Raw genomic sequence first — 11520 nt, forward strand, 5'->3', positions numbered from 1 at the left:
GTCACATCCGTGCGCTAGTCTGTAGCCAGGTCGCAACAGGAGTCATCGCATGCATCGCGCGCGCCAGCATGCTGCCAGCCAGACCCGCGAGCGGCGCCACCGCCTCGCCCACGAAGCCGCCCGCCTGATGGCCGAAGGCGGCATCCGCGACTACCACCAGGCCAAGTTGAAGGCCGCCAGCCGCCTCGGCATCCACGACGATGCCTCCCTGCCCCGCAACACCGAGATCGAGGACGCCCTGCGCGAGTACCAGCGGCTGTTCTCAGGGCCGCAGCATGGCAACGAACTGCAGCGCCGCCGCGAAGCCGCGATGCGCGCCCTGGAGTTCCTGCACGGCTTCGCGCCGCGCCTGGCCGGCCCGGTGCTGGAGGGCACCGCCGACGCCAACAGCCCCGTGCAGCTGCACCTGCACAGCGACGACCCGGAGGCCGTGCACCGCTTCCTGGACGAGCACGGCATTCCCGCCGAATCGCGCACGCGCCGGCTGCGCATGGACCGCGAGCGCAGCCTCGACGTACCAGTCTGGGTGTTCAGTGCCGAAGAGCTGACCTTCGACCTGGCGGTGCTGCCCTATGACGCCCTGCGCCAGGCACCGCTGTCGCCGGTGGATGAGAAGCCGATGCGGCGTGCCTCGGTGGCCCAGCTGCGGCAGCTGCTGGCCGAGGCTGAGATCACCGCCTACATCGGCGGATAAGGGGTACAACCTCTGGCGGGCTGTGGTGGGTGCGGACCGTCGGTCCGCACTCTACTTCGAGTATCCGGGTGCCTGACCGAAAAGCAGCCGGGCATGGCTCGACGCTACAGAGGGTAAAGGTGCGGCTCTTCCGCATCCCCGGTCAGCAAGCGCGCCAGCCACGGTGCGCCCGCACGTTGCGGGTACTCCAGCATCATCCGTGCGTGCATGGCCTGCAGATCCCCCAGCAACCAGGTCTGGTTGTAGGCATCGCCAAATGTATCGGACCAGGCGCTCTGCACGCGCATGCGCTCACCGCCATCGAGGTTCGGCATCATGTCCAACGGCTCGGCCAGCACAGACGCCAGCGCCTCGTTGATCGCCGTATTCTCCACCTGCGCCGCACGCAGCAGTTCCAGGCGATGGGTCACTCGCCAGCACTCGTAGGGGAAGCAGCTTCCGGTCGCGGTGATGTAGTCGGCCATGTCAGCCAGCAGGTGGGCCTTCAGTTGCCACGCGTCCGCACTGTCCAGCAGCTGCCGCACCTGCAGCGTGCGCAGCGTGCCGGCGCGGACCTCTTCGGGCGTGTTGAACATCTCGCCAGGCACGCTGCCACCGTGCCGTACCTGCACGATGCGGCGGATGGCCTCATGGGTGATGTTTTCCACGCGCAGCGCCGCCGCTTCGGGATGCACGCGTGGGGGCGGCACGCTCGCCACCCGCCAGTAGTACCACAGTACCATCGCCATGCACGCCAGGCACAGCGCGCTGGACAGCATCCAGCCGTCCACATTCCGTGTGTAGTACCGATAGCGCGCACGCCACAGGTAGAAGCTGCGATAGTTGATGAACTGGCGCACCCATCCGTACATCGCCTTCTCCTCGGCAAGCGCCCCGGCGCGGCAGGGCTCGCTACGCGCACCACGCCGGGGCTGCATGGCTTACCAGCCGATGCCCACACCCACGCCCATGCTGCGCTCACCACTGTTGGTGAACGCACCATTGAGGCTGAAGGTGGCCGAACCCTTGTCGTTCAACACGCGCTGGTAACCCACCGCCATCGCCGATTCGCCCTCCGCATAGCCCACGCCCGCACCGAGGCGGTTGTAAGTGGCCAGGCCGGCGGTGTTCATCGCCATCGCGGTCTGCGCGCTGCTCATCGCCGCCATGCGGTTGAAGCGCTTGTCCATCTTGTTCAAGCGCGCATCCACTTCGCGGGCGATGCCATCGCTGTAGTCGTTGGCGCGGGCCAGCATCTTTTCCAGCTCGGCGGTGTCGACCTGCGGCTTGGGTGACTCGGGCGCATCGGCCTTGGGCTGCGGCGCGGGCGCGGACTTCGGTGCGCTGCCGGTATCGGCGACGACCTTGTCGTCCTGCATGGCAGGCGGCGTCGGTGCCGCTGCCTCCTGCTCAGTGGATGCCAGCGCCATGGCACGCGACTGCGGCGCCAGGCCATTACCTTCAACACGCTGTTCCAGCCCGTCTATACGGCCATTGAGCTGCTGCTGCACCGCGTGCAGCTGGCCACCGTTGACCGCTTCGCGGCTGCCCGCGGCAATCAGGCCGTTGGCCACGTTGGAAATGACCATGCCCTGCGCACCGGCGAGGGTGAGCTGGTTGAAGCCATCGGCACGGGCAGTGGAGGTGTCCTGGAAGATGGAGTGGAGCTGACCTTCCATGCCGTCGACGCGGGAGGTGGTGCGGAGGACGGCATTGTCGAGGACGGTCAGGGCGCTGCCTACGGTGCGCTGGTCGGTGTTCTGGACTCTGTAGGTGGGAGCCGTCACGTTGCCGTTGGCGTCCAGCTTGGCACCACCGCCGAGCGTGGCGAGGCTGCCGTTCAACTGGCCGACGGTGGTGGCGTTGTGGTCGGCGGTGCCGCGGGCAAGATTGGTGAGGCGGCGCTGCAGGACATCATCGCCGAAGGATACTGTGCTGCTTTCCTTCGCTACGGATCCAGCACCGATGGCGACAGCATTCACAGAACCCTTCGTGACAGAGCTGCCCGCCCCCAACGCCAGGCCATCGGCCTCCTCGACCACCGAACGGGAGCCCAGCGCAAAGCCTCTGCGTGCACTTTCCTGCACCCATGCAGCGCGCCCCAAGGCTACTGAATCTTCACCCTCCGCACGCGAGTAGCTGCCAAGCGCAACGGCGCCATCTTTTGTGGGCGCTGCGAATGCCGAATCCCCCATCGCTATGCCAAGCCGGCCGGCCTGCGCCTTCTCGTCATCCACGGGCGTGCCTACCGCAACGTATCGGCTTGCCTGCTCAATCGCCGATAGGCGGCCTGCAGCAGCAGCGATGTCCTGCTGCGCGGCGGTCACCCGCCCGTTGGTCGCATTGAGTTGGTTGCCGGTAACGGCATCACTGCTGCCGTTGATCACTGCACCGTCTGCGACACCAGTGATCGTCCGCTTGCCTGCACTCTTGTTCTTCACGTCGAGCGTGGCACCGGCATTCTCGGCACCCAAACGAACGGCGCCCGTCGGCGACACCTGCATCACCAGCCCCTGAAGCTCGGTGACCTTGCCAAGTGCGGAGTTGGCAGACACGACTGCAGCCTTTGCGGACGTGTCAGCACTTCGCGCGGTCTGGTCGGTCGAATACAGCTGGGCACCGGTCACGGCCTCGGCGCTGCTGCTGCCAACCGCACCGGCCGCGAGCCCGGTGATCTTCCGGTTCGCATTGGACTTGTTACGCAGATCCAGCACGGCCCCGGTGTTCTCAGCGCCCAGACGCACGCTTCCGCCAACCGCGTCCTGACGGATCAAGCCCTCCATGACGCTGGTCTTACCCAGGGCCACGTCAGCTTTCACTAGCGCGTCACTCGCTGCCACGTTGGCAAGCTGCGCTGCGTCGTTCGCATCATGCGCCACCTGATCGGTAGCAAAAAGCTGCGCGCCCGTAACTGCCTCGGAACTATCCGAGGCCACCAAGCCAGCCTTGACGTTGACCAGCTTTCGCGTGCGTGACGAATCGCCAAACGAAACCTGATCGATGTCGAAGGTGCTCGCGTTCTCGCCCAGCGCAATGGATCCTTCGTGAATGGACTGAGCGCCATGACCGAAGGCCATGGATCCGCGCTTCTCCGCGCGCGTGCCATCGCCCAACGACACTGAGAACGTCCCCACCGCCACGGCGTTGTACCCCACCGCCACGCTACCGAGAGCGGAAGCATCAGCTCTGTTGCCCACGGCAGTACCAAAGAGCCCCGCAGACGATGAATTCTCACCAATGGACAGCGAGCGATCACCGCTGGAAACTGCGTTCCGCCCCACTGCCACCCCACCGAGACTGGCCCTCGCATAGTTGCCGATAGCCACGGCATTCTCCTTCTCCGCCTTGGCATAGCGCCCCAACTGCACGATTGAATCTTCCAGACCGGTGGAAGCGGCGGAAGCTGCGTGCTGAACGCTTGCGATACTCTGCGCCGTAGCAGCCTGCGCAACGTTGCGATCCATCGTAAGCAGCTGCCCAACCAATCTCCTGCCGCCACTATCGCCGTGCGCAGGACCACGTGTGGTGTCATCGATACACAGATTTACGCCCACGCCTACAGACAGCGCATAATCTTCAAGTGTGGAACAATGGGACGGTACCGGTGCGGCAATCGCCTCAGTGGCGGCTAGAAGCAACGCGCATGTGGCCAGTGAAGGCGCGCCCGCAAGACCACGAAGTTGTGATCGCTTTCCTCGCGGTGCCGACAGCTCACTGGCCACCACCCAACATTGCCGGGCGGCATTCCATATACGTCGATAGATACGATTCATTGAAACTCCTTAACAACTGAGGGAAGGATCAGCCCGCGCCGATGCGCCGGCTGGGAATGGGAGTGGACTCAGCCTGCCGAGGTGGTGACGGTCTGCACGTGCTCGCGGTAGCCGTCGCGGGTGAGGCGATAGCGCAGCTGCAAGGTGCTGCCAGGCTTGGGCTGGAAAGGAAGTTCCAGCGCGGCATCCGGGTACAGGCTGTGGGAGACATCGTGCGCGGTGCAGGCACCGGCACTGCTGCACTCAGCCACGCTGGTGATACCAACGCGCAGCGTGCCGGTGTTGTGGAGGCTGTTGCCTTGGAGGCGAAGCGCGACTTCGCCTTCTGTCGGCACCACGTTGACCAAGGCCCCCCAGACCAGGCTGACACCCACGTTCGCCTGTGACTCGCCCTCACCTTCATGCTCGATCTCTTCCGGGCCGCGCACGCCCTCAAAATAGATGCGGTAGGCGGTTTCTTTTTCCACGCTCTGCAGAGGGATCAGGCGGATCAGGCGATTGCCACCGCCTGACAGCGCAAACTTGCCGGGGGTGATGCTGATGGCGGCCTCGTGTGGCTCCACCACCACCTCCCGCTCGTTCTCACTTGCCGGGTTGTCGATGCGCCGCAGCGCAACCTGCACGTACTGCGGCTGGGTGGACTGCGAGTACACGCGGATCTGCGCACTCCGCTTGCCCTCGATCGAAGTGCGCATGGGATGGATGGTCAGGTTGGCCTGGGCCGGTAGTGCAACCAGCAGAACCAACGGCAGGAGGGAGAGGACAATCTTTTTCATGGGAGATTCCTTGGAAGAGATCAGGGGCGGGCCGAGGGCACGCGCAGTTCAACCTTCAGTTCGCCGGTATAGACGCCCTGTCGCTTGCTGCTGGAAGGGAACCGCGGCGTGAGCAGAGTCAACGGCGCGGGCACGCAGTACACCGGCTGGTCGAGCTTGGGCAGCTTGACCAGGCGCAGTGCGGTGCTGTCGACGCCGTTCAGTTGCTCCTCCACACCGTTGCGCATGCGCCGCCTGTTGCCGGCGTAGTCGAGCAGCACATCGAAGTCCACGCGCTCGCTCTCGTCACCGGCGGCATCCGGATGCCAGACCGAGAAGCCATCACCGCCGGGCGGGCGCGGACCGGCGTCGCGCACGGTAACGCCCAGGTACTCGCTGCTGGAGCCGACGCCGTCGTACAGGCACATATCGACGTCCTTGCGTCCGCCGATCATCCTGGCGACCGGGTCGTAGCGCAGATCCAGATTGACGTGGGCGTTGCCGTATTCGAAGGCTGGCAGGTAGATCGAGACGGCGTCGTAATCGGTGACCGTAAAGTCAAAGTTGAAGACGTAAGTGGCCAGGTACTCTGCGGGCGGGCGGCGAAGGCGGAGTTCGAGCCTGCCTTTCCAGTGCCCAGCAGTAAGTCGCTGCAGGTTTTGCTGACTTATAAGCAGGACTCCCCCCGTACCAACCGGTGGTATGCCGAAGCATGGAATCCCTGCAGATGAAGAGCTCGTCTGGATATCTGCCCAGTAGCCAGCTGAGCAGGCACCGCTTTGATCGACACGCTGAACACCCACAGAGATGTCAATATCTGACCGATGGCCGCTTCGCTGCTCAATAAACGACGTGGAGACTTTGCTCAATACACGCGTCGCCGTCGAGTGCGTATCCTCCACCGCACATCGCCCCGTCGCCGGATCACTTGCAGACACACAGGTCAGAAACAACGCTCCGTACTGCTTCGATGGATCAAGATGGTCATGCGCAATCAGCGTCTGCCGCGGCCACACCTGGATCTCTGCCGGTATCGCCGATCGATCCCAGGGCATCACCACATCCTGGGTGATCACACCCGACGGTGGATCCATCTGCGGCGGTCGCTGAGCAAGGGCCCGAGGCACCACCACAGCCAACGCACTTACCAGCATCCACATAAACACCACACGCCGTTTCATGGCGTTCCTCCTGTAGCAGCGGTCTGCGGTACAACCGCGATCAAGGCCTGCTCCTGCAGCAGCCGGGTCACCCGTGCCTGCTGGCGGATCTCCGCCGGCAGCTGCGCCACCGCAAGCGGCTCGCACTGCACCGCGCCCACTAGCAGCACCACGCTGCGGCGTTCGCGCACCTGCAGCGGGCACTGCAGCAGGCGGTCGTCCTGCAGCAGGTAGAGGGTCTTTTCCCTGCGCGGGAAATCGGCCACGAAGCCGCCGTTGGCGCTGGTGCCGGCAACCGGTGCGTTGAGAATGCGTGCGCCGCCCAGTGGCAGGCCGGCGACATCGCGGGCACTGCCGACGAAGGTGTAGGTCACCTCGATCGGCACCGGCATGCGAACCAGCCGACCCGGCGGCAGGAACAGCGGGCGCATGCCGGATACGCCGCTCACCCGCACCGAGGCGATGCCATCCACCGTGCTGGCATCCTGCAGGTCGGCATAGTGCGACTGGTAGGCCTGCAGCGGCATCAAGCGGCGCTCGCCCAGGTTCAGGCGCTGGCGGCGCGCCCCCCCCACCTGCAGTTCGGCAGCCACGCCACGCAGGTCGAAATCGTCGGTGTCATCCACCTGCACGGCCAGGCCCGCATCGGCGGTGGCCCCGCCGCCCCAGTAGAAACCGCGACGGCTCAGCGCGAAGCTGGAGGCATGGTTGGCGCTGTAGGAAAACTCGCTGCGTCCCGGCTGGCGATAGCCGCCGACGGTGATGCCGGTCTGGCCCCAGGGGTTCTGCAGCTGGCCGCCCACGGTCGCGCTGTAACGTTCATTGTTGGTGGCGCGCAGTTCGGCATTGGCTTCGCGGTAGGTGGCATCCACCTCCTGCCGCAGGCTCTGCGCCACGCTGTAGGTCACGTCCGGCCGCTGGTGTTCGGGTTGGCGCGCGTCCACGGCGTAGCGGCGCTGCGAGCTGCCACGCTCGCCGTTCTGCAGGCGGCTCAGGCTGAAGCTGATAAACACGCCCCTGTCGCGGCTGGAGGGCGTGTTGGTGTTGCCGTGGTTGTGCTGCTGCCATACGCCGGCACGGCTGGACACGCTGAACTCGCCCCAGCGGTCGGTACGGCTGTAGCTGGCCTGCCAGGTGCGGCTGCGCTGGGCTTCGCGGCGCGGGCGCAGCGGATCCGGCGGCAGCCATGGCAGCAGGCCCTCCAGGGGATCCTCGTCAAAGCCAGGCAACGCCTGTGCCGGGCGCCAGGTCTGGCGGCGCGTATAGCCCACGTAGGCACTGCCGCCCGCCAACGGCAGCGACATCGAGCCACTGAGCGAGTCGCTGCAGCCCAGGCGGTCCCGGCTGTCATCCTGGAAGCCGCAGGCATTGCCGCGCATGCGTTGCTGGTACAGATTCCACGAGGCACGCCGGCGGTACGACAGTTGATGCTGCTGGCCGCTGCTGCCATCACTGCCACGCAGCACGCTGAAGGCGCCGCGCAGATCCTGGGTCGCGAACTGGCGGCGCACGTCCAGGCGTAGTTCGCCATAGCTGAAACCGGCGATGTCGGCCACGCCTGCGGTCAGCGCCAGGTCGCGCGCCAGTGGAAAGCGGACACCTGCCTGCAGCACGCGCTCGCCGTCACCGCTGCGGCTGCGGCGCTCGTCGCGCTGCCCGCCCTGCACGAACCACTGCAGGCGCGTATCGGTCCAGTCACCGCCCTTGTCGAACGGTGCATCCTCACTGCGCACCAGCACGCCGTCTTCGTAGATGCGCAGGGTGACGCTGTAGCTGCCCATCGGGAAACTGCGGGTATCCAGCTGATTGACGCCGGCCTGCAGATAGAAGGTCTGCAGCAGCCGCTCGCCCTCGAAGGCATCCACGCGCGCATCGCGTGCCAGCAGCACGGTGAGCGGCGAGGCCTGCATCGCTCCGTCAGCGTCCACATAGGCGTACGTGGTGCCGGCACGCACACCACGGAAGCGGTCCAGCGGCAGCATTCCGAACGCAAAGGTGCCACCCTGGGTGCTGGACAGGTTGCGCCGGTCCATCAGGCCGATCTGCAGGTAGTGCTCCTGGCCGAGGTCGTGGCGGTAATACGCGCTGTCCAGCTGGAAATCGTCGCGGCTGCCGCTGCGGCGGTAGTGCTGACGGTTGTAGTTCCACTCACCTGCTACGTGCCCGTGCTTGAACAGGCCCAGCGTGCCCGCGCCCTGCGCACTCAAAGATTGATAATCGCGGCCGCCGCTGATGTTGACGGTCTGCCGGTGCAGCCAGGCGTTCTCTGCGTTGGCGGTGACGTTATGGAAACGATGCGCATCCGGTGTCTGCCCGGGGATCCACTGCTGGGCGATGAACACGCGCAGCACGCCTTCGCCTTCGTCATACAGTGCGTGCACAGACGCGGGATCTTCCGGCGGCGCCATGTAGCCGCAGCCGGCCGCAGCGCCGCCAAAACGGCAGGCCAGATGGCTGTTGCGGGGCATCGGCTTCGACAGCGCCGGCAGCAATGCGGCCTGCGCCTCGGTGGAAAGGCCCAAGGCCTGGGCCACGCGCTGCGGCTCCAGCAGCTGCACCTCATCCAGCGTCACCCGCACCGGCGACAGCCCCGCCGATTGGCCGAACAGGCTGACGTCCAGCTGCTCGGTCTGGCCTTCCACCAGATCTTCAAAGCCAGCGGGGACGCTGCGGGCGTGGGCCAGCGCTGGCGCCAACGCCAGAGCGAGCGCCAGCGCCAGCCGGGTCACGGCGGGTGCGGGAGAATTCATTCGGGGAAATCGCGTTGAAAGGCCGGCCCGTGCTGACGGGCCGGCGGGGTTGCTTAGGGGCTGGTGGCCTTCTGGGCCATGACGATGACGGCCATGCCGTCGTAATCACCAGCGACGATTTCGCCCTGGGTCGTCTGCTCAAGACTCAGCGGCAACATGATCGAACGGCCCTGGACGGCGCCATCGAAAATGTCGGTTGCTTTCAGATCCTGAGCGGCCGTGGTCAGCGTCATGCCGTTGAGGATCACGGACATCGGCACCGGCCTTGCGCCCGGATTGCCAAGAGTGGGCCGCAGCTCAAGATCGCTGCCCAGCTTCACTTCGATGTCCTTGCTTTCATCGTTGGAGAAGATACGGGTGTTTTCCTTCCACGGGCGCAGGCCGATGCCAGGCAGATAATCCAGCTGCACCGAGTCCGGCAGCGCGGACCCGTCTTCCTTCTGGAAGGCGAGCGTGGCATCGACGTTGGCGTAGACGCTGATGCGGGTTTCAACGGCGTGCGCAGACAGTGAAACGGTAGCCAGCGCTGCAGCGAGCGCGGCTTTCTTGATGATGGCGTTCATGGGGCGTGTCTCTCTCGGACAGGGAACGTGAAAGCTCCCCTCCCCTGAAAGAGGAGGGAAGCGCCGCCCGCGGAGGTGGTTGCGGGCGACGGAGAGAATGTTAGGAATCCATTGCCCCACAAACCATTCAAGCATTCCTAAAACGCTGAACCTTGATGAGAATTCTTGAAGTCGCTCAAGGTTTGCGAATTACTCAATATCTCTCAACCAGTTTTTGCAACATTTCCCATTGCTCCGCGCAAACACCATGAAACGCTCAATCCAGAATGGCTCAGGCCGCCTTTCGGCGGCCTGAGAGTTCACGCGCTACGCAATCATCAGAAGAAGATCGCGTACAGGATCAGCAGCGGGATCGGAACGCCCAGCAGCCATAGCAGCAACATCTTCATATCCGTTCTCCTGAAGCAATAGGAATTACAGGTCGCGGCGACGGCCGCCCCAGGTGGCGCTGAGGCTGGCGAAGAAGGCGCCGATCAGCAGGGTGATGAACAGCCACAGTGCGGCGTACGCAGTTGCCTTGCGTGCATCGTCGGCGGCCTGCTTGGCCGTGGTCTTGGCCTTCTCCAGCGCTGCACGCATGCGTGTCTGCACGTCGGTCACGCGGGCCTGCGCTTCGGCTTCACTCATGCCGGTTTCGCGGGCAATCAGCTGCGACAGGTACTGGGTATCGGCCGGGTCCAGGCCATCGCCCTGCAGGCTGTTGACGATGATGCGGTTTACTTCCGCACGCATCTCGCGACGATCGCCACCAGGGCCACCCGCCATCGGGCGCGGCGGCGGCGTCATGCCGGCCGGACGCGGACCCGCGTTCGGTGCGGCCGGCGGCGGCGGTGCTGCCGGGTCGTTCATCGCGCCCGGTGCCGGCGGCGTGCCTGCCTCCGGTGCGCCCGGGGCCGGGCGAGGCGCGCTGCGGAACAGCGAATCGACCCAGTAGTTGAGGTCGCCTTCCTGCGCATTGCCTGCAGCGGCGGTACCTGCTGCTGCCGTGACAACGCCTGCCGTCGACGCGGCTGCACCTGCCGTGGCACCGGCGACCTTGGCGCCCGCTCCCAGCACGCCACCGATGGCCGAGGTCAGCAGGCCGGCGGTGAGCAGCGTGGCCACCGCCCACGACACGAAGCCATGCGCGGTGTCGCGGAAGTAGGTTTCATCGCTGTGGATCAGCGTCCACTTGGTACGCAGGCGACCGGCCAGGTAGCCACCCAGGCCCGAGGCGGCCAGCGCGGTGAAGGTGAGCCAGGCGATGCTGGACCAGCCGAAGGTTTCCTTGCTGACACCTTCAAACGACCACGGCGACACCGATGACAGGCCGAGACCGACACCAAGGATCAGCAGGATGAGGGACAGTGCGGCGGCGGCGACGGCACCGGCAAAGATCGCGCCCCAGGACACCGCGCTTTCGCTGGCGGGCGGAACGATGGGGGCGGTGACGACGGTGGCAACGTCGGGGCCGAGCGGTCCGCGCTCGGGTGGATCAAATCGGGTACTCATCGGGATGGACGCTCCATTTCAAGGGCTGCGAATGCAGATGGCGTCCTGAGGCTGCGCGAGCCGTTGTGAAGCGGATGAGACCCTTGAATCACGCGGTCTTGGCGCGGTGGTGGTTCAACGCCCGTTGAGCTCGGTAGATCCACGCGATGCGTGGAGGGTTTCCGCGGGATGCGTGCCAACCAAGGTTGGCACCTACCAAATCGGGGGCGCCAGTAGATCCACGCCATGCGTGGATGGTTTGCGCGGGATGCGTGCCAACCAAGGTTGGCACCTACCGAAGCGGGGGGCGCCAGTAGATCTGATCTGGCTCCCTGAAAACGGACGCCATGAAGCCGTGTCAGGCGGCAGCCCGGAG

At 65.4% G+C, this 11520-nt stretch carries 9 protein-coding genes; 2 read left to right on the forward strand and 7 right to left on the reverse strand.

The window, feature by feature from the left end; all coding sequences use genetic code 11:
• The first annotated feature begins 49 nt into the window (after positions 1-49).
• Positions 50-694, forward strand: coding sequence for a hypothetical protein (locus tag N7590_RS20645; protein ID WP_043034094.1), 645 nt, complete (start codon positions 50-52; stop codon positions 692-694).
• Positions 695-798: 104 nt separating this feature from the next.
• Here the strand turns inward: N7590_RS20645 and N7590_RS20650 are convergent, their stop codons facing one another.
• From N7590_RS20650 to N7590_RS20675, 6 genes are all read right to left on the reverse strand, one after another.
• Complete coding sequence (locus tag N7590_RS20650) at positions 799-1545, reverse strand: hypothetical protein (RefSeq protein WP_053510011.1); 747 nt, start codon at positions 1543-1545, stop codon at positions 799-801.
• 69 nt (positions 1546-1614) lie between these two features.
• Complete coding sequence (locus N7590_RS20655) at positions 1615-4446, reverse strand: ESPR-type extended signal peptide-containing protein (protein WP_164242429.1); 2832 nt, start codon at positions 4444-4446, stop codon at positions 1615-1617.
• A 68-nt stretch (positions 4447-4514) separates the two neighbouring features.
• Positions 4515-5222, reverse strand: a complete 708-nt coding sequence (locus tag N7590_RS20660; RefSeq protein WP_053510009.1) for a pilus assembly protein — start codon at positions 5220-5222, stop codon at positions 4515-4517.
• A gap of 20 nt (positions 5223-5242) precedes the next feature.
• Positions 5243-6382, reverse strand: coding sequence for a CfaE/CblD family pilus tip adhesin (locus tag N7590_RS20665; RefSeq protein ID WP_053510007.1), 1140 nt, complete (start codon positions 6380-6382; stop codon positions 5243-5245).
• The gene (locus N7590_RS20670) at positions 6379-9111 is read right to left on the reverse strand and encodes a TcfC E-set like domain-containing protein (protein ID WP_164242430.1); all 2733 of its coding nucleotides are present in this window, start codon (positions 9109-9111) and stop codon (positions 6379-6381) included. Before N7590_RS20670 ends, N7590_RS20665 begins: the two co-directional genes overlap by 4 nt.
• Before the next feature lie 53 nt (positions 9112-9164).
• A complete protein-coding gene (locus tag N7590_RS20675; RefSeq protein WP_053510003.1) occupies positions 9165-9674 on the reverse strand; it encodes a CS1 type fimbrial major subunit in 510 nt (169 codons plus the stop codon).
• 165 nt (positions 9675-9839) lie between these two features.
• Between N7590_RS20675 and N7590_RS20680 the strand changes: the two genes are divergently transcribed.
• Entirely contained in the window at positions 9840-10085 is a 246-nt protein-coding gene (locus N7590_RS20680) for a hypothetical protein (RefSeq protein ID WP_164242431.1), read from the forward strand.
• Positions 10086-10088: 3 nt separating this feature from the next.
• Here N7590_RS20680 and N7590_RS20685 read toward each other — a convergent pair whose 3' ends face one another.
• Positions 10089-11165: a hypothetical protein gene (locus N7590_RS20685; RefSeq protein WP_164242432.1), complete on the reverse strand. Its 1077-nt coding sequence runs from the start codon at positions 11163-11165 to the stop codon at positions 10089-10091.
• Positions 11166-11520: the final 355 nt, after the last annotated feature.

It is taken from the genome of Stenotrophomonas sp. GD04024 (genome assembly GCF_029837545.1).
GTDB classification, from domain to species: Bacteria; Pseudomonadota; Gammaproteobacteria; order Xanthomonadales; family Xanthomonadaceae; genus Stenotrophomonas; species Stenotrophomonas forensis.

Coding starts and splice junctions, on each gene's coding strand:
- N7590_RS20675 (WP_053510003.1), bottom strand. CDS start 9,674: ATGAACGCCATCATCAAGAAAGCCGCGCTCGCTGCAGCGCTGGCTACC.
- N7590_RS20665 (WP_053510007.1), bottom strand. CDS start 6,382: ATGAAACGGCGTGTGGTGTTTATGTGGATGCTGGTAAGTGCGTTGGCT.
- N7590_RS20670 (WP_164242430.1), bottom strand. CDS start 9,111: ATGAATTCTCCCGCACCCGCCGTGACCCGGCTGGCGCTGGCGCTCGCT.
- N7590_RS20660 (WP_053510009.1), bottom strand. CDS start 5,222: ATGAAAAAGATTGTCCTCTCCCTCCTGCCGTTGGTTCTGCTGGTTGCA.
- N7590_RS20645 (WP_043034094.1), top strand. CDS start 50: ATGCATCGCGCGCGCCAGCATGCTGCCAGCCAGACCCGCGAGCGGCGC.
- N7590_RS20650 (WP_053510011.1), bottom strand. CDS start 1,545: ATGTACGGATGGGTGCGCCAGTTCATCAACTATCGCAGCTTCTACCTG.
- N7590_RS20685 (WP_164242432.1), bottom strand. CDS start 11,165: ATGAGTACCCGATTTGATCCACCCGAGCGCGGACCGCTCGGCCCCGAC.
- N7590_RS20655 (WP_164242429.1), bottom strand. CDS start 4,446: ATGAATCGTATCTATCGACGTATATGGAATGCCGCCCGGCAATGTTGG.